Consider the following 20,035-nt stretch of genomic DNA (forward strand, 5'->3'; position numbering starts at 1 on the left):
GAGATATCTATAATACAATTATAATATAATAATGTATAAGAAAACAGACGATGTCGTTATAAATATAGACATCGTCTGTTTTTTCATTAGATGAAACTTAAACCTTTTCTTATTATTTCTTTGTAAATTTAAGAGGAAAACCTTATATTTGCAATCGTATAATAAACTATCGTCCTAAACCATATATAAGAATAATGAAGAGAAGAACGAAAAAGTTACACTATGTTTCATTCATTATAATGAATGAGAGTATAGATGTGAATAATTTGTTTTTAAAGTTATCCTTTATGTAATTTAAAAGTTTCTATCCAAAACTCTATTATTAGGGTTGAGGATAAGGCTTTACGTTTTTATATCGTAGATATTTAAGAAAAAAGTAATATTAATAACCCTAACGTCCCAGTCTCTGTAAGACGTTCTCTCTAATAGAGAGTTAAGGAGAGATATTGAAAATCAATGAAAAACAAACTATTAAAAACTACTTGTGCAGTTTTTAGTTTACTGTCTACTGCACTTTTTGCTTTACCGCAACAGTTGTACGCACAAAGTAAAGAAGCTTACGTAGAGAAAAACCTAAACGAAAAGGTTATGACTTTCTATTACGACAATCAGAAAAGTAGTAGAAAAGGAATTGTTTATAGCATTAACGAAAAGCAAAAAACAGAAAGTGGGCTCGAAATACCTGCTTGGTCTGGTAATTCGCAAGATGGAGAGAAAACAACTACAAAGGTTGTTTTCGATGAATCGTTTAAAGATTTTCATCCTATAAGCACCGATTATTGGTTTGCTCAGTATACTGTATTAAAAGAGTTGAAAGGAATTGAAAACTTAAACACAACTGATGTAACCAACATGTCGCACATGTTTTATCATTGCGATGCTTTACCTTCTGTTGATCTTTCACACTTTAACACAGAGAAAGTTACCGATATGAATTCTATGTTCTCAGAATGTGCTTCGCTAACTTCACTTAATCTCTCTACATTCGATACAAAGAATGTTACAGATATGAACTCTATGTTTAATTTCTGCGCCGGATTAACTTCACTCAATCTTTCTAATTTTAATACTGCAAAAGTTAAAGATATGCGAGCTATGTTCTTTTGCTGTACTGGATTAACTTCGCTCGATCTTTCTAAGTTTAATACAGAGAATGTAACAGATATGGGTGTTATGTTCTTTTATTGTAAAGGTATTACATCACTTAATCTTTCAGGATTCAACACAGCGAAAGTTACTAATATGAAAGGAATGTTCTCTGGTTGTAGCGGACTTACTTCTTTAGATGTATCTAAATTCAATACGGAAAATGTAACAACAATGAACGGAATGTTTGCTAGTTGTACAGCTCTTACTAATCTTAATTTATCAGGCTTCAATACAGCAAATGTTACCGATATGAATGGTATGTTTGCAAACTGTTCAGAACTAACAGCTTTAGACCTTTCGAATTTTAATACAATAAACGTAACAGATATGACTTCTATGTTCTCTGCTTGTACTGTACTTGCAGAACTAAAAGTTCCTAACTTTAACACAGAAAAAGTTACTAGTATGTATGGTATGTTTGCAAATAGCAAAGCTCTTACCTCGCTTGATCTTTCAAGTTTCAATACTCCAGAAGTAACTACTATGAAAGGTATGTTTTCTGGTTGTTCCGCTTTAACTTCGCTCAATATATCTAACTTTAATACTGCCAAAGTTACCGATATGTATGGAATGTTCTTCAATTGTGAAGCATTACCTTCTCTCGATCTTTCTCATTTCGATACAGAAAATGTAACCGATATGTATAGTATGTTTGCATATTGCAAAGCACTGAAATCGTTAAAGATATCGAGCTTTGATACAAAGAATGTAAAAAATATGTCGTTTATGTTCTTCTATTGTTCTTCACTTCCATCACTCGATCTTTCTGGTTTCAATACAGAGAATGTAACCGATATGGGTGCAATGTTTAAATATTGCCTCGAAATGGAAAAGATAGATGTATCTAAGTTCAATACAGAAAAGGTAACAAATATGCGTGGTATGTTCTCTGGTTGTAGAAAAATTACTTCTCTCGATCTTTCTCATTTCAATACAGAGAATGTAACCAACACAAACACTATGTTCTTTTCGTGTGATGCACTTACTTCGCTCAATCTTTCAAGCTTTAAGTTAGAGAAAGTAACCGATATGGGTTCAATGTTCTTTGCTTGCGAAGAAATGAAGACTATTTATTGCGACTACGCTTGGAAATGTGCAGAATCTACAAGTATGTTTAGTTATTGTTCAAAGTTGAAAGGTGCTGTTGCTTACGATGAAAATAAAGTAGACGTGAAAATGGCTAATCCTGAAACAGGATACTTCACTAAGAAAACTGTCGATGGTATAGATAAATCTATAGATAACACAGACACAACTATTGTAGGTATCTATTCGCTCGACGGTAAAAAACTATCTGAAATGCAAAATGGCGTGAATATACTTCGTATGAGCAATGGTAAAGTAAAGAAAGTTATGAAATAAAACTTTTATAAAGTAGACTTCTTCACAAACACAATAGATAAAAGGAGTTACTTTATATCTATTAACAAGAACAACCGCTATCAAAGAGCTAGAAACTTAATGATGGCGGTTGTTATGTATTATAATTTATTGCAGAACAACAAGTTTTGTACACAAGTTTTATCCTAAGTTTAACAGACGAAATTATTTTCCCATTAAACTTGATAAAGAGATATCGTACAGATATGGCTATGTGGTCCTCCTTCAGAACAAGCACTATTTATATACGATAAATCAAAGTTAAGACATACACCATTTATAAAAATAAAAATGTAGGATACAAAGTCCATAGCTAAAACACCAAAAGAACGATAACAGTGAGATTATACGATGATAGGGTATTAAACTGGTGTGAAACAACGCAAGAATAGCAGTTGTTCCAGTTAATTAGGAGAAGAACTATTCTTTGAAATCTAAAAAGCCTTCTTCCCACTTATGCGAAACATCGCCACTTACAGAAAGACCAAGTAGACGAATGGTACGATGACGATATTCAGTTTGTCGTAAAAGATATTTAGCCAATGGGAGAATATCTTTTTTCGTTTTCAATAACTTACCTGTCGTGATACTTCTTGACACTTGATTTTTAGTATCCCACTTTATTTTTAACGACAATGTACGTCCCTCAAATTTAGCTTTATCTATGCGCACAACTAATTCTATAACGAGATGATATAATGCTATTACTACTTGAGATTCTTTATTAAGATTTTCCAAATAAGTTTCTTCACACCCTACCGACTTACGTTCATGAAAAGCTTCAACAGGACGATTATCTTTTCCACGAGCAAAGTTAAAAAATATGGAACCCATTTTACCAAAAACTTGTGTTAAATGTATAAGTGAGACTTTACGTAATTGTTCGCCTTTATAAATTCCCATTTTATACATTGTTTGCGCAGTTTTAGGACCAACTCCCCAAAATTTAGCAATAGGTAAATCGCCAATGAAACTTAATGCGTTATCGGGGTGAATTGAAAAAATACCATCAGGTTTACGATAATCGGAAGCTATTTTTGCTAATAATTTATTATAACTGATACCTGCAGAAGCTGTTAAATTAGTTTCGCGGTATATATCTTCCTTTATTCTTTTAGCTAAATCGACAGCTAAGTCTATACCATATTTATTATAAGTTACATCGAGGAAAGCCTCATCTAACGAAATAGGTTCAACCAAATCAGTATATTTATGAAAAATATAATGAATTTGTTGTGAGACCTTTTTATATTTTTGAAAATGAGGTTCAACAATAACAAGATTAGGACAACGATTCTTAGCCTGAGCTAATGACATTGCCGAATGTATACCATACTTTCTAGCCTCATAACTCGCTGTAGTTACGACACTACGAGGTAAATCGCGGCATACTACCAAAGGTAAACCTTTTAATTTTGGATTATCTCTTTGCTCTACAGAAGCAAAAAAGGCATCCATATCTATGTGGATTATTTTACGCAATGTTGAATCTTTTCTTATGCAAAGATACACAAAAAACAAAAGTATTTAAGAAAAAAACATTATCTTTGCAACAAATTTTGGAAAACAGAGTTTATATTAAGTGGCGTCTTAAATTATAGCCATTTACATCTGATACACTCGTTTAAGAAATGAGTTTTCAGAAAACTTTGAATCAGACTGAAATAAGAATCGAATAACAATGAGTAAAGCAACACAAACCGATGCCATGGGTAGCATACAACGAGGTATAAAAAGAACCTTAGATTTTGTTATGTCTGCTTTGGGATTAATATTGCTTTCTCCCATATTTATAATTATTTCTGTGTTGATGAAGTTTCAAGGGAATGGTCCTATATTCTTTCGTCAAATACGCATTGGATATAAAGGGAAACCTTTCGTAATTCTCAAATTTCGCACAATTAGTAAGAAGACTGAAAAAAATACGCCACAACTAATTGCAAAAACAAGTTGCAAAAGTTCTACCCCATTTGAGAAATTCCTTCGTGAACACCACCTTGATGAATTACCACAATTATGGAATGTATTGGTGGGCGATATGTCGTTAGTAGGACCAAGACCGGAACGTAAATATTTTATAGACAAAATTATGGAGCATACAGACCTCTACACTGTTATCTATAATATGCGACCGGGATTAACATCCGAGGCTACATTATATAATGGATATACTGACACAATGGAAAAAATGCTGAAACGTCTTCAGATGGATATAAGTTATTTCGAAAGGCGTTCTCTTTGGCTAGACTTCAAAATAATTATCAAAACATTCGTAAATATCATTAGTGGAAATAAATTTTAAATAAGATATGAAAAGATACGTCCTTTTATTCTTCATAATGCTAAGCGCATTAAATACCTATGCACAATCGAATATGTCCGATTCACAAGTAATGGAATTCATTGTGAAAGAACATAATAAAGGAACATCACAAGCACAAATAGTAACAAAGTTGATGCAGAATGGTGTAGATATCTCTCAAATAAGAAGAGTGAGAGACACATACGAGAAGATGAAGAAAGGTAATTCTTCGTTAGGAAATGTATCAAGTAAAGATGGAAATAACGATAGAAGTAGAAAGAATAATGGACAAACACGTCCCGGACTTGACAAGAAGAAGATTGCAGAAAAAACAATGCAAGACTATGAAGATTCGGAAAACGAAGCAAGAAAATATTCAGATAAAAGATTAGATGCTGAGACTAACCACCAAAACACTTATGATGAGGACGACAAAGATTATCTCTTAATGAGAGATGAAATGGACGATTGGTTGCCACAAGATACAGCTACGATGTATAAAAACCTTTTAAAGCAACTAAAAAAGAAAAAGAAGAAAGTTTGGGGGCGTGATATATTCAACAATAGAAATCTATCATTTGAACCTAATATGAATATGGCACTCCCTGCAAACTATCGATTAGGACCTGGAGATGCTGTATTTATTGATATTTATGGAGCATCACAAAAATCGTATGATACCACTGTTGCTCCCGATGGAAATGTTACTATAGAAGGATTCGGACCTATTCAAGTAAGTGGACTCACTGTAAAACAAGCTAATGATAGAATTAGGGCTAAATTGGGAAAACGTTATAGTAACTCGAAAATAAGACTATCAGTTGGACAAACACACACCATTTTAGTGAATGTGGTAGGCGAAGTAAAAGCACCCGGAACTTATACACTGTCTGCATTTACCACTGTTTTCAATGCTTTATATATGGCAGGAGGTATTACTGACCTTGGTACGCTTCGTAATATTAAAGTTTATAGACAGGGACGACTTATAAGCACCGTGGATATATACGATTTCCTAAAACGTGGAAAATTAACAGGAAATGTTCGATTGGCTGATAACGATGTAATTGCTGTAGATGCCTACGAAGTTCTTGTTAATATCAGTGGTAAAGTAAAACGCCCTATGTATTACGAAATGAAACGTAACGAAAACTTAGGGGCACTCATTAATTACGCAGGTGGTTTTGCTGGAGATGCTTATACTAAATCTGTTCGCGTAAGAAGAAAAACGGGACGCCAATATTCGATATATAATGTAAGCGAGTTTGATATGAACCGTTTTAAACTTGCCGATGAAGACTCGGTAAGTGTAGATTCAGTTATTCCACGCTATGAAAATATGGTAGAAATAAAAGGAGCCGTATTCCGACCTGGTATGTATGAAGTAGGTGGACAAATAAATACTGTACGCGATTTGGTTGAAGCTGCAGAAGGTTTAACAGAGGTTGCTTTCGGACCTCATGCGGTTATGCACCGTATGAAGGCTGATCGTACTTTGGAAGTAATTTCTGTAGATGTAGAAGGAATTTTACTTGGCAAAGTTGCAGACATTCCTCTACAAAACGAAGACGTTCTGTTTGTTCCTACAAGAACAGATGTTCAAGAAGAACGAATCCTAACTATTCATGGAGAAGTTCAATATCCAGGGAGATATAAATATGCCGACAACGAAACTCTTGAAGATTTTATTCTACAAGCTGGTGGATTAAAACAAACAGCATCTACAGTAAGAGTAGATGTATCACGAAGAATTGTAAACCCGCAAGCAACAACCTCTGATTCTATTATAGCACAAAGTTTTACCTTTAGTTTGAAAGATGGTTTTGTTATAGATGGTCAGCCTGGATTTATTCTCGCACCTTTCGACCAAGTATTTGTACGTAAAAGTCCTGGTACAACAAAACAACAGAATGTAAGTATTGAGGGAGAAGTATTGTTTGAAGGAAGCTATTCGCTTACAGGACGTAATACGCGTTTAACCGATATATTTAAAGCTGCTGGTGGAGCAACTAATTTAGCTTATATTCAAGGAGCTAGATTGGAACGCAGACCAAATAAGATTGAAAAAATGCGTATGGAAGCTGTTTACAAAATGCAGATGGAACAAGAAAATAAGAGTTTCCTCGACCTTGCAGCTAAAAGTTCAAATGCAGCAGGTATTTTGCAAGCTTCACAGCAAACACAAGATTCGCTAATGAAGAAGTTCCAAATACCTGAAACTTATCCTGTGGGTATAGAATTAGATAAAGCTCTAGCCGCTCCTGGAAGCGACGCTGACCTAATTCTTCGTGAAGGAGATCGTATTATCATTCCACAATATAATGGTACAGTAAAAATAAATGGTGCAGTAATGTATCCGAATACAGTAAGCTATCGCGAAGGAAAAAATGTAGCTTATTACATAGATCAAGCCGGCGGATTCTCGTCCGATGCAAAAAAGAGCCGTACTTACATATTATATATGAATGGTACGCTCGCAAAAGTTGGACACAATGCAAAGGTACGACCAGGATGTGAAATTATTGTCCCAAGTAAGTCTCGTGCAAGAATGAGTCTTGCAGAACTTATGACCATCGGCTCAAGTACATCAAGTATGGCAGCCGTGCTTGCAACACTTGCTAATATTTTGAAATAAGAAATCGTTCTGTTTTAACAACTACCATATATTTAAAATATTGAATTAATGGAAAACGAAGAGAATGTAAAACAAATAGATTTACGATTGGTATTTAAGAAAATCAGAGAGCATAAGAAATTATTCTTTATAATATTGCCAATTGTTATTGCATTATCATCTTATATCATTCTTTGTGTACCAAGAACATACACAAGCGAAACAGCTATGGCACCAGAAGCAAGTCCATCTATGGATGTTGGTTCTTTAGGAGATATAGCCTCTTCGTTTGGTTTCGATTTACCAACAGGGAAAAGTTCCGATGCTATTTCTCCGTTGTTGTATCCAGACTTGATGAAAGATAATGGTTTTGCAACTGCATTATTTAAGGTTAATGTGCAAACCATTGACAAAAAGGTCAATACCGATTATTATAATTATCTTAAATATCATACAAAAATAACTTGGTGGCAAAAAACTTATATATGGATGCTTAAAAAATTAGCACCTAAAAATACTAATAATTTTGCTCCTGAGAAATTTAATCCGTACCAACTTTCAAAGACGGACAACGATCTTGTGAATGGAATGAGAGATAATATTAAAATTAGTACCGATAAGAAAACTGGTATCATAAGTATTGCAACCGTAGCACAAGACCCTATGGTAGCAAAAATGCTTGCCGATGCAACTAGGACACAGCTACAAAAATATATTATCGAATATAGAACAAGAAAATTAAGAAACGATGTAGACCATTACCAAAGTTTAGTAAATCAGGCTAAACGCGACTACGAAAAGGTTCGTAAAGAATATGGGAAAATCAGTGATGCTGATATGGATGTTGTATTGGAAAGTGTAAAACTTAAACAAAATGACTTAGAGAACGATATGCAACTAAAATATAACACCTATACTACTCTTGTTGCACAACTTAAGGCTGCTGATGCAAAGTTACAAGAACGTACTCCAGTCTTTACAACTATCCAAGGAGCAGAAGTTCCTGTAAAGCCTTCGGGACCTAAAAGAATGTTATTTGTGCTCGAAATGTTTATATCTGCGTTTATTATTTTGTCAGTTTACGTAATAAGGGATATACTGCATTAACTTTAATATGCCCGATATAAAAGAATCAGCAAAAACCAAAAATATAGCATCGAACACACTATTTTTGTTTGTTCGTATGTTGGTTATTACATTTCTAAACCTTTATATTGTACGTGTTATCATCAAAGGGTTAGGAGTTGAAGATTATGGAATTTTCAACACGATAGCAGGTGTAGTAACAGTTGCTTCTTTTTTAACAGGTGTACTTTCACTTTCAGTTCAAAGATTTTTCTCTTTTTATATTGGGAAAAACGATATTCAAAAACAAACAGAGATTTATTCTTCGTGTATTAACATCATTGCAATACTTTCTATTCTTATTATCCTACTATTTGAGACGATTGGATTGTGGTTCGTTAATACTCAATTAGTAATTCCAGCTGCAAGAATGACAGCTGTTATGTGTTTATATCAATTTACCATATTTACTTTTATTTTTTCCTTGTTTCAAATTCCATATACTGCAGCTATCTTTGCTCACGAAGATATAGGCGTCTATGCTATTGTATCTACCATCGAATGTTTACTCAGATTAGGTGCAGCCATACTAATTGGAATGTTTATGATAGATAACCTTTCTTTTTATGGAATGTGCTTGTTGATTAGCAGTTTCATTATCTTCATAATATACATATTATATGGAAAAGCGCATTATAAAGAATGTCATTATCGGAAAACAACAGACCGAAAGTTATATAAAGAATTACTTTCTTTTTCTGGTTGGACACTCTTTGGCAATGTTGCTAATATTGGAATGCAACAAGGAAATATTATTTTACTGAATATATTTTTTGGAGCAACTATAAATGCTGCTTTTGGTGTAGCTTTACAAATCAATAATGCGTTTGGAGCATTATGTAATAGTATTATTATTCCTTTACGTCCAGCAATGATAAAAGCTTATGCAGAAGATAATTTCATCTACCTTAACAAACTCTTTTCTGTTGGAAACAAACTTATACTCTATGCCCTTTTTGCTATTGGTATACCAATCATCATAGAAATGCCAAATATATTAAATTGGTGGTTGGGTATCACAAATGAGAATTTTATAATTTTTTCTCGCCTTATTATTATTTACATTGTGTGTTTATCGATGAATAATCCGATTACTGCAATTATTCAAGCAACTGGGAAAGTTAAAGCATATCATTTAAAAGTTGAGAGTATTACACTTTTATGCTTACCAATTTCGTATGTTTGCTTTACATTACATCTACCATCTTATTTTGCCCTTATTTCTATGATTGTCGTATCAATACTTGCACACATAGTAAGACTATTTTGTCTACATGAATATTATCAACAATTTTCTATAAGTTCTTATCTAAAATCGTTAGTTATCCCTGGAGTTCTTATACTTACCTTAGGGATTGTGAGTAGTTGTTTACTACATCAGAATATCGAACATAATACCTTACGAGTAATTATTGTTTTCCTATATTCACCAATTTTCTTTATTGTATCTGCATTATTGATAGGAACGAACAAAACAGAAAAGAAGATTATCTATAATTATGTTAATTCATTTATAGCAAAACGCATATGTCGGTAATTGAAAGTAATTATATACTATCTGCATTTCTCATATTACTATGGGTAATAACTTTGATTTGGTATCAACATAAAAATAAGAATTTTGATGCTGGTAGCTTCATCATTGTTATGTATATTATCTATGCGGTCTTCTCAATTATGACCATTAACGATGATTCTATTCCACAACTTACAAACTATGAACCATTAACGCTCTTCCCTTATTTATATTTATACACGATGATGATGATAGCATTAACACCTGCTATCTATCAACATGCCAATCCTACCGATAGAATAGATTACCCAAAAACAAATATCTTACGAATAATTGCTTTCATTATTATAGTCGTAGCTATTTTGAATTTACCTGGTATTGTGTCTGATTTCCGCAATGGCTTAATGTCTATATTTACAGATGCTGAAGCAGGAAAGAAAGCCTATATGGAGCAAATTGACAATGCCTCAAATGTAGGTGGAGCCATTCGTAATTTACCAGCTATTCTCTTTAATTCTTTTTCTGATATCGGCATTTTCTTATTGTTTTACTTTATGACTATGAGCAAGAAAAACTATAAAATTATTTATGGTCTCCTCTTTGCGAATGTTATAAATTTGATTATGCCTATCATGCGTGGACAAAGAAGTGGAGTTGCCTTAGCTTTCTTAACTATCATCTGCGGATACTTTTTATTTAAACAATACCTTTCTCCAAAACTCAATACGGTTATTAAGAAAATAGGAATTGTTTTTATCGTTATAATCACATTACCTGTAGCAGCTATTACTATCAGTCGCTTTGGTTCTGAAAAAGCTGGAGTTGCAACCTTTATCAATTGGTATATTGGACAAGGCAATATATACTTCAACAACCATGCTTTAGATGATAACGGAATTAGATATGGTGATAGAACTTTAAATCTGTTTAAAAGATTAGTAGATTCCAAAACTTCTATGAATTATGTTGAACGTCGAGAGATCTATTCAAAGCTAAAAATAAACGATGAAGTCTTTTCTACATTTGTAGGCGACTTCACCATTGACTTTGGTCCTTTCTTCGCAGTAATAATATTTATAGTTTTCAACTTCTTCGTTATCTATTCTTTTCAGAGAAACAAGACAAATAATAATAAGATAAAACTGCACCAACTATTACTTTTATATTTCACTGTCTGTATAAGTGCGCAAGGGGGAATGTATCTGTTTTCGTACTCAGACACAAGAAACTTAAACATTATTGTGCTCGCTTTACTTTATTATTACTTAAAATATCACGAAGCATTACTCGAGAAATTTCCTCTTAAAAAACAAAATAAATAATGAAAGCAAGAGTTATAGCATATTATTTACCACAGTTTCATCCTATTCCTGAAAATGACGAGGTATGGGGTAAAGGTTTTACTGAATGGACAAATGTTGCAAAAGCAAAACCACAATTCAGAGGACATTATCAACCACATATTCCTGCTGACCTTGGTTTCTACGATTTACGTCTGCCCGAAGTCAGAGAACAACAAGCAGCATTAGCAAGAGAATGTGGCATTGAAGGCTTTTGCTATTACCATTATTGGATGGGAAATGGCAGATTACTACTTCAGCGTCCTTTTCAAGAAGTATTGGAATTGGGTAAGCCTGACTTTCCTTTCTGCCTTTGCTGGGCAAACCATGAATGGACAACAAAAACTTGGCAGAAAGATGGAAAGAACAAAGTAATTGCTCCGATGGAATATGGTGGAGAAGAAGATTATACTAAACATTTTAATTATGTACTTCCAGCTTTTAAAGACAAGAGATATATTACAATAGATGGGAAACCTATTTTCGTAATATATGATCCTTACCATTTTAAAGAGGTAAGTATCTTTATGGAGATATGGAGAAAGCTGGCAAAAGAAAATGGATTACCTGGAGTCTATTTTATTGCTCAAATAGCTAATACTTCAACTATTAAACGCAATACTGATGGAACTTTAGTTCGTGTCATTCCTAATTTAAAAAATAGTAAGGATGTATATAACAATATTCTTGCTTTAGGATTTGATGGTATCAATTCTTACGGTAAATCGAGAGGAGAAATGTGTTATCAAGGCAAAAGTATGCGTATAGCGAAACAAGTTTTACATAAGAAACTTCCATTCTTGCCATCGCTCAAATTAGATTATTCTAAAGTTGTAAGCAATTTCTTTGCGCCTGAAGATAAATGGGACAATGTTTATCCTATGATTATACCTGGCTGGGACAGAACACCACGCGCAGGAAATAGCGAAGGTATATATGTAAACTCAACACCAGAGAATTTCAAAAAACATATCGAACAAGCTTTAAATATAATAGATACCAAACCACAAGAACATAAAATTCTATTCTTGAAATCTTGGAATGAATGGGGAGAAGGTAATTATGTTGAGCCAGACTTAAAGTATGGTCATGCTTATTTAAATGCTATAAAGGAAAATATATTATGAAAAAAATACTTCTGACATTTGGGACACGTCCAGAAGCCATAAAGATGGCACCGCTTATATTAGAACTAAACAAACATCGTGATAAGGTTAAAACAATAGTATGTGTAACCGGGCAGCATCGTGAAATGCTTGATCAAGTTTTATCGATATTTAAAATAAAACCCGATTATGACCTGAATATTATGAAAAAAGGTCAAGACTTATACGATATTACAAGTAAAGTTTTATTGGGATTACGAGATATCTTTAAACAAACTCAACCCGATATTGTATTGGTTCACGGCGATACCACTACTTCTATGGCTGCTGCTTTAGCTGCATACTATCAACAAATACCTGTTGGACATGTTGAAGCAGGATTGCGCACATATAATATATATAGTCCTTGGCCTGAAGAAATAAACCGTCAGTTAATAGGTAGAATTTCAAACTATAACTTCTCCCCTACTTCAACAAGTTCTACGAACTTGATAAATGAAGGAGTAAACGAAGAAACAATCCATATTACTGGAAATACTGTTATTGATAGTTTGTATTGGGTAGTTAATAAAATAAAGTCTGATGAACAGTTAAACATTGAACTAAAAGACGAAATAAAAACTTTTGGTTACGATATTGACAGACTGCAAGGCAACAGACGTATGGTTTTAATAACTGGGCATCGACGCGAAAATCTTGGCAATGGCTTCATTCATATCGCACAAGCTATTCAAGAACTTTCAACTCAATTCCCTGATGTAGACTTCGTATATCCTATGCACCTTAACCCCAATGTGCGCAAATCTATACACGAGGTATTGGGCAACGACCTGTCGCATTTCTCCAATATGTTCTTTATAGAGCCATTGGAATACCTCAGTTTCATATATATGATGGAAAAGGCTGACATTGTTTTAACAGATAGTGGCGGAATACAAGAAGAGGCTCCGAGCCTTAAAAAGCCAGTGTTGGTAATGCGAGATACTACCGAACGCCCCGAAGCCGTTGAGGCAGGAACCGTCATTCTTGTTGGAACTGACAAAGAAAAAATTGTCAGCAACGTAAGCAAACTATTGACAAACCACAACCACTATCAGCAAATGGCAAAGGCTATTAATCCTTATGGAGACGGGAAAGCCTGTGAAAGAATCGTCAATATCTTGTTAAGTCTATAAATAGAATTCATTATGAAGCTTGGACTACTGTTACCAACTAACATTTATTTTTGTCCTTACGTCAAGATTTATACTGACATATTAGACAAAAACAATATTCAATACGATATTATTTATCCTGACAAGAGAGGACTTAAAGAAAAAGCTGCATACAGATATACCCGCAAGATAGACGACAAGGCAAATAAAATAGCCAAGCTATTATACTATTGGGACTATTCAAGGTTTTTGCGTAAGACTATCAAAAAAGAGCAATACGACAAGCTAATCGTTTTTGGTCCTCAAGTAGCAATCTTCTTAAAGTCGTTCTTAAAGAAGCACTATAAGAATGAATTTATACTAGATTATCGCGATTTATCCATTGAACAAAATTTCAAAGGTATATACGAGGGACTTATGAGATTGGCAGCTTTACATATTGTTTCGTCGCCAGGTTTTATAAAATGCCTACCCAATGTCTGTGAGTCTGTATTAAGTCATAACTTTGATATAAATATATTGAAGCAAGCTATTGATGATAACGATTTATCGTACTCCATCAGCTCTAAGCAAATTAATGTTCTAACAATTGGCGGAATTAGGGATTACGAACAGAACGCAGCCATAATTGAAGCATTAGGCAACGAAGAAGACTTCATTGTTTCGTTTGTTGGCAGAGGTATTGATGCTCCGCGATTGGAAGAATTTGCCAAAGAAGGAAGTTATAAACACGTTGTATTCTCTGGTTATTACGATAAGAAAGATGAGGCTTCGATTATACAGAGAAGCACGATAATGAATATTTTCTATCCGCGCAAACTATCGCACGATACAGCATTGTCAAACCGTTTCTATAATTCTATATTTTTCCGAAAACCAATGATAACAACCGCTGACACCATTCAAGGCAAATATACTAAAGACTATAAATTAGGACTTGCTATAAGCAATACAACCAATCTGGCGGAAAATATAAAGGAATATCTCAATTCCTTTGATAAAGAAGAATATGAAGAAAACAGAAAAAAACTTCTTAAAGATTTCTATTCTGACTACAAGTTGTTTGAAGAAAAAGTATTAGCCTTCTGTAAGCGCTAAATATATTATGGGCTATTATGAAAACAAATAAGATAAATAAAAAAAGTGATTTCAAGGTAATCGATATTTTCACTCTGTTTAGTGATGGAGTTAGCTTTGAAGATTTTCTTTCTTACTTAAATAATCATGGTGGAATTGATGCTGTTAGCGAAAGAGGAACGAGCGCCTTTTTAGAATGTATTATCAACTATAGTAATGTAATGGTTGACTTTCCTTTTGCAAATGGGTATGCAAAACGACTAATAGAATTAGGTGCAGATATAAACAAACCGGATATAAATGGGCATGTTGCACTCCATTACTGCATTACTTCTAAGAACTATGAAATGTTCAATTATCTATTGTCCAATCCCAATATCAATATTCAGGTTGAGCCTCCTTTGCTTGGATATGCTTTAGCACACGATATCGATTATACTCCAAATATCATTAAACTTCTTGATTTAGGCTTAGACCCATTTAAAAAAGGAACATTGTTCTCACCTTATCAGGTTTTAGTAGGTATTGATAATGGGAGTATTAAAATAGGAAATCAGACAAAAGATGTTAAGCCAATATTGAACCATATAAGAGAATTATACGGAGACAGAACTGAATAAAAGCTTATCAACAGCAACTATATCGAATTAAATCAATTTTAATAGGAGTTCTAAAACTTAAATTCGAATATTTTATAAAAGTATTTTAAGGCTATTAGAAACGTATTAGAATAGATACGGTTTTCTCTGCAAGCACGCGCGTCTTCTTTTAGCAATAGCTTATGACTACTTACTCCACTTGTGCTCGCACCACCCATACGCATTGTTACCATATCTTTCTGAATATATTTATAACTTATGCGATGTTTCTTAAACAGACGTACCATCATTTCAAAGTCTGCCCCAATTTTATAGTCAAGACTATAGTTTCCTGCTTGTTCGTAAACAGAACGCCGAACATAGAAAGAAGGGTGAGCAGGCATAAAGCCAAATCTTAACAATGTTGGACGGAATATTTTAGAAGAATAGTATCGGGCAACTTTGTGCGGTTGTCCATCGCGTATAAAATGAATATCGCCATAAACGGCATCTACCTTACTTGTTCTAAAGGCATTTGCATAGGTAGACAACACATCGTTGCTTGTGTAATAGTCATCAGAATTAAGAATACCAACAATATCGCCTGTAGCCATTCTTATACCTTTATTCATAGCATCGTATATTCCATGATCGTTCTCAGATATCCAACGAAGTCTTCCACCAAATCTCGAAGCGTTGGCTTTCACAATATCTAAAGTTGCATCAGACGAACCTCCATCTATTACCAAATACTCTATATCAGAATAATCTTGACTTAATACAGAGTTTATTGTATCGGCAATAGTTGCTTCGCTATTATATGTAGCTGTTATGATTGAAATCTTCATTCTTATAGTTTACTGTTTTCCAGTTATTGTTCTTATAACGCACAAGCTTAAAAAATATTTTAATGTTTTACCATTAATTTTATATTATAGACAATAAAAGACGGAAAAACGTGTTATGTAATTAAACCTGTAAAGAGTTTTTATAGTAACATGAGCATATACATCTATATAATAGTTAGCCTTATTGCTTTTAGCTTAAGCATTGTGTGCGGTTTTTTCTTTATTCCTCGCATCTTGAACTTCTGTAAGAACAGGAACTTATACGATATTCCTGATTCGCGAAAAGTGCACAAACAAGCTATTCCACGATTAGGTGGAGTTTCGTTTCTACCCAGTATGCTTGCTGCTACTATTGTTGCGCTGCTTGTATGGTCGTTTGCTTATAACGGAAAAAAAATAGAAATTAGTCCGTGGACCATTTATTTTGCAGTGGGTTTAGCCGTTATCTATGTTACAGGACTCATTGATGATATATTTGGTGTTAAAGCTAAAAAGAAGTTTATTGTACAAATCTTTGTGTCATCTCTACTTCCAATATCGTGGCTCTTCATAAACAACTTGTATGGCTTTATGGGCATACACTGCATTTCTTTTTGGGTGGGAGCACCGCTAACTGTATTTATATTGGTATTTATTATGAATGCCACTAACCTGATTGATGGAATCGATGGACTTTCTGCCAGTTTATCGTTTATAGCATTGGGGGGGTTCTTTTATTGTTTTATCGTAGAAGGAATGTGGATTTACTGCATATTGATAGCTGGTTTAATGGGTGTCTTGGTACCTTTTCTTTATTATAATATCTTTGGAAAGTTAGAAAAGAATAGGAAAATATTTATGGGCGACTCAGGCTCACTCACGTTAGGCTATATACTTGGTGTATTGCTCGTAAAGTTCTGTATGGTTAATCCAAACGTTATGGCTTACCGAAAAGGTTCTATTCTTTTCTCAATAACCTTGCTCATTATACCAATATTCGATGTTTGTCGTGTAATTATTGTTAGAATAATGCACGGACATGGTATATTTCACCCAGACAAAAACCACATTCACCACAAGTTTATGCGAACAGGACTTACGCAACACCAGGCATTAATAGCTATCTTAGCGCTTGCCATTGCATTTATTATTCTGAATACGGTAATGTTCTGTTGGATAAGTCCTACTATCATTATTTTGATAGACATTACACTTTTTGTTCTGCTCAATGTATTCGTGCTGAACCCTATTATTAAACGCAACAACAAACAGCCTTTTCAAGAAGATTAGTTAAACTCTGACTAAGCTTTTATTAAAATCGCTTGAAGTACAACGTTACATTGTTGCTTACAAGTGCCATTGTATTTTCTGACTGCTGAATGGTAAATGTTATAGCCAAAGTGTCGATGCCATAGAAGCTTAAAAGAGAAGGTGTAGTAAGTAGTTCATCGCCATTCTCACGGTCGTAGCGGTAAGGTTCTTTCAGTTCTAAGGTGTTACCATTCTTTGTAAAATGATACAATATTCTACTGTGGTTGCCTGCTTTATCTTCTAGCAATAACAGATTTCCTTGAAACGACCAATATACTTTTTGATCTTTCAGTTCTACGCTTGCCGCACCTTTTTCTATATAAACACAATGCCACATTCCTGCCAAATCGCCTGCTGCCTTACTGTCGCTCTCTAGAGTACAAGCCGAAAAGCAAAGCATAACTATGAACGACCACAAGGTTAGTTTTATGTTTTTTATTCTCATATATTTAGAAATTAAATACTCCAGTCTTAGTTATTGTTAGCTGGAAACCATAATTAATACCACCAAGAATAGAGCCAAAATCCATTCCGTATGCTGCTTTTATATCTATTCCGTTTAGCCACGTTGCAGAAATACTATGCGCTTTATAGCCTACTTCTGCTAAAATGCTAACATTGTGGCGTTCTCTAGAATAAGGTTCCGTATAGGTTCCTAAACCTTTTTGCAAAGAGGCAAGCATTCGCCAATTAACATACTCGGTTGGAGCACCTGCCAGTCCAAGATGGTATGCTACAAATCTATTATCGGTAAACTCTATTTTTCCATTGTCATTATAGATGGGCGAACGATAGAGTGGATTTCCCATAGTCTGCCCCCAATGCTGATAGCCTGGATAAATGTAATGGTTGTAATAGTCGTCGTTTCCACCAATATGGTCGGCAATGGTTTGTGTATGGTCGTGATAGATTGGTCCACTTTGATACTTTGAATAAATGTACTCTAACACTATGGTATTCAACCAACTGTCTGCACGGCGATGATATTCGAATCCTAACAACCAGTCTTTCATTCCGTATGTAAGATAGCGACGTTTCTTTTTTTGCTGCCATTCATTGCCAGTACCGTAGCCATCGTAGTCGAGGAAGAACATTCCAGAGTGGTCTTCAAAGAATTTATCGGCATAAAGAGAATAGCTATTCATTTCGCCTTCGTATTTTAAGCGTGCTACCCACGACCCCAATTGGTCGCCTTCTGCATTTTGATAAGTGGTTTCGCCAATATCTGCTCCTCCTGGCAGAAAGGCTTTCCAAAAAGCTTTCAATCCTGTTTCGCCCTTTAAAGTCTCCATTCCACCACCGGCAATAGGACGATAGGCAGTGCCACCAAACAGTGAGGCCATTTCTAAACCAACCTCTAACGACCAAGGACAGAACACCTCATCGTTGCCTAATTTAAGATAGCCTGCTTTAGAATGATAGAGCACATTGTCGGCATATTTATTCTGCCGATTGGTAAAGTTGTGTTGCCAATTATCGTCAGTCATTTTCCCGTAGGCAATATGTCCCTTCAAGTGCAACCAACCATTAGCAAAAGGTAGCGTCCAATAGTCTGCCAATGCTATACGAACTTGTGGGACGGGGCGCGCATTAATGCCTAAGGTTTGCGAACCAGAGCTTAAACTATTGTTCTTTAATTGCACTGGCTGTTGTTTTGCCCCAATAGTAAGTGTACCGTGCAGCCAACGCCCTTCTATGTATGCTTGCTGAACTACAAAATTGCTGGTGTAATTTAAAGGAACTGCTACATCAACTCCATAGCCTATCCCCCATTTGTGTCCATCGTCTACAGACAAAGGTCGATAAACAGCAGTACGAATATAACCATTTGTTTTCTCAAGCGAACTAAGTCCGTATTTATTAGCATTTAGCCACAGAGGCGTTTTAGTATTAGAGAAGCTACCTTGCATCTCTACTTTATAGTTGATATTGTTAAGAATTCCTACTCTGGTTGTATCTTTCACCGTTGGTGGCACATATTGGGCAAACGATGTTGCACACATTAGAACTCCAAAAAGTGTCGATTGTATTCGTTTCATCATTATAGATGGGCTTTGCAACGCCATAATTTAAATATTTAAGATAAGAATGGTAATCACCATTTCATTTTTAAGTATAGGTGCAAATTTACATAAAAAAAATAGTCCGAACAAAAAGTTCACAAAGAGATTGGCTGCACAATAAGGTAGAATCTACAATATGCGAATTGTTCTGACAAAATACAAGATATTTAGTTCGATTGAATGCATTGTATAGGTATTATAAAGGCCCTGTAGAATATAGATGGAGAAATTATTAATAGTGTTTACTTTTTTACTCACAAACCAAATAGAACACCTCAGAAATTTAGAAAAACTGTCAGTTTTTTTGCTACTCTCATCTCAGATATCTGTAACGCTCGTCTTAGATATCTATCGCATTCGTCTCAGATATCTATCAGTTGCAAATTAGATATCACAAAAAAAACAACTGTTATAGGCTTATATCGTAATATCTGAAAGAGAATTATTCTGATGAGAATTATGATTTTTTTATTATATCAATAGAATTAGAAAA

The 20,035-nt window shown here is 34.3% G+C and carries 15 protein-coding genes; 11 read left to right on the forward strand and 4 right to left on the reverse strand.

The window, feature by feature from the left end:
* Positions 1-456: 456 nt before the first annotated feature.
* Positions 457-2,511: a BspA family leucine-rich repeat surface protein gene (locus HMPREF9144_RS06715; protein WP_006045165.1), complete on the forward strand. Its 2,055-nt coding sequence runs from the start codon at positions 457-459 to the stop codon at positions 2,509-2,511.
* Between the two features lie 438 nt (positions 2,512-2,949).
* On the opposite strand, the gene dinB is transcribed toward HMPREF9144_RS06715, so the two are convergent.
* Positions 2,950-4,011 (reverse strand): DNA polymerase IV, encoded by a 1,062-nt coding sequence (gene dinB, locus HMPREF9144_RS06720; protein WP_083818108.1) that lies wholly within the window; start codon positions 4,009-4,011, stop codon positions 2,950-2,952.
* A gap of 199 nt (positions 4,012-4,210) precedes the next feature.
* Here dinB and HMPREF9144_RS06725 point away from each other — a divergent pair, with 199 nt between their 5' ends.
* From HMPREF9144_RS06725 to HMPREF9144_RS06765, 9 genes are read left to right on the forward strand one after another with little or no spacing between them, the layout of a single operon-like run.
* Entirely contained in the window at positions 4,211-4,831 is a 621-nt protein-coding gene (locus HMPREF9144_RS06725) for a sugar transferase (RefSeq protein ID WP_006045168.1), read from the forward strand.
* A 7-nt stretch (positions 4,832-4,838) separates the two neighbouring features.
* Positions 4,839-7,466, forward strand: a complete 2,628-nt coding sequence (locus tag HMPREF9144_RS06730; protein WP_040595411.1) for an SLBB domain-containing protein — start codon at positions 4,839-4,841, stop codon at positions 7,464-7,466.
* Positions 7,467-7,514: 48 nt separating this feature from the next.
* Positions 7,515-8,552, forward strand: coding sequence for a GumC domain-containing protein (locus HMPREF9144_RS06735; RefSeq protein WP_006045170.1), 1,038 nt, complete (start codon positions 7,515-7,517; stop codon positions 8,550-8,552).
* Positions 8,553-8,559: 7 nt separating this feature from the next.
* The gene (locus tag HMPREF9144_RS06740) at positions 8,560-10,107 is read left to right on the forward strand and encodes a lipopolysaccharide biosynthesis protein (RefSeq protein WP_006045171.1); all 1,548 of its coding nucleotides are present in this window, start codon (positions 8,560-8,562) and stop codon (positions 10,105-10,107) included.
* Entirely contained in the window at positions 10,098-11,408 is a 1,311-nt protein-coding gene (locus tag HMPREF9144_RS06745) for an O-antigen polymerase (RefSeq protein ID WP_006045172.1), read from the forward strand. The genes HMPREF9144_RS06740 and HMPREF9144_RS06745 overlap by 10 nt, the downstream gene beginning before the upstream one ends.
* Positions 11,408-12,553, forward strand: a complete 1,146-nt coding sequence (locus HMPREF9144_RS06750) for a glycosyltransferase WbsX family protein (RefSeq protein ID WP_006045173.1) — start codon at positions 11,408-11,410, stop codon at positions 12,551-12,553. Before HMPREF9144_RS06745 ends, HMPREF9144_RS06750 begins: the two co-directional genes overlap by 1 nt.
* Positions 12,550-13,707 carry a non-hydrolyzing UDP-N-acetylglucosamine 2-epimerase gene (gene wecB, locus HMPREF9144_RS06755; protein WP_006045174.1) on the forward strand — a complete coding sequence of 386 codons (1,158 nt, stop codon included), beginning with the start codon at positions 12,550-12,552 and terminating at the stop codon, positions 13,705-13,707. The genes HMPREF9144_RS06750 and wecB overlap by 4 nt, the downstream gene beginning before the upstream one ends.
* Before the next feature lie 12 nt (positions 13,708-13,719).
* Positions 13,720-14,784, forward strand: coding sequence for a glycosyltransferase family protein (locus tag HMPREF9144_RS06760; RefSeq protein ID WP_006045175.1), 1,065 nt, complete (start codon positions 13,720-13,722; stop codon positions 14,782-14,784).
* Between the two features lie 17 nt (positions 14,785-14,801).
* Positions 14,802-15,383, forward strand: a complete 582-nt coding sequence (locus HMPREF9144_RS06765; protein WP_006045176.1) for an ankyrin repeat domain-containing protein — start codon at positions 14,802-14,804, stop codon at positions 15,381-15,383.
* A 50-nt stretch (positions 15,384-15,433) separates the two neighbouring features.
* Here the strand turns inward: HMPREF9144_RS06765 and HMPREF9144_RS06770 are convergent, their stop codons facing one another.
* Complete coding sequence (locus HMPREF9144_RS06770; protein ID WP_006045177.1) at positions 15,434-16,189, reverse strand: glycosyltransferase family 2 protein; 756 nt, start codon at positions 16,187-16,189, stop codon at positions 15,434-15,436.
* Between the two features lie 150 nt (positions 16,190-16,339).
* Here HMPREF9144_RS06770 and HMPREF9144_RS06775 point away from each other — a divergent pair, with 150 nt between their 5' ends.
* Complete coding sequence (locus HMPREF9144_RS06775; RefSeq protein ID WP_006045178.1) at positions 16,340-17,458, forward strand: MraY family glycosyltransferase; 1,119 nt, start codon at positions 16,340-16,342, stop codon at positions 17,456-17,458.
* A 22-nt stretch (positions 17,459-17,480) separates the two neighbouring features.
* Here the strand turns inward: HMPREF9144_RS06775 and HMPREF9144_RS06780 are convergent, their stop codons facing one another.
* The gene (locus HMPREF9144_RS06780; protein WP_006045179.1) at positions 17,481-17,924 is read right to left on the reverse strand and encodes a lipocalin-like domain-containing protein; all 444 of its coding nucleotides are present in this window, start codon (positions 17,922-17,924) and stop codon (positions 17,481-17,483) included.
* Positions 17,925-17,928: 4 nt separating this feature from the next.
* Positions 17,929-19,518 carry a capsule assembly Wzi family protein gene (locus HMPREF9144_RS06785; protein WP_040595412.1) on the reverse strand — a complete coding sequence of 530 codons (1,590 nt, stop codon included), beginning with the start codon at positions 19,516-19,518 and terminating at the stop codon, positions 17,929-17,931.
* Between the last annotated feature and the right edge of the window lie 517 nt (positions 19,519-20,035).

This window comes from Prevotella pallens ATCC 700821 (genome assembly GCF_000220255.1).
GTDB lineage: Bacteria > Bacteroidota > Bacteroidia > Bacteroidales > Bacteroidaceae > Prevotella > Prevotella pallens.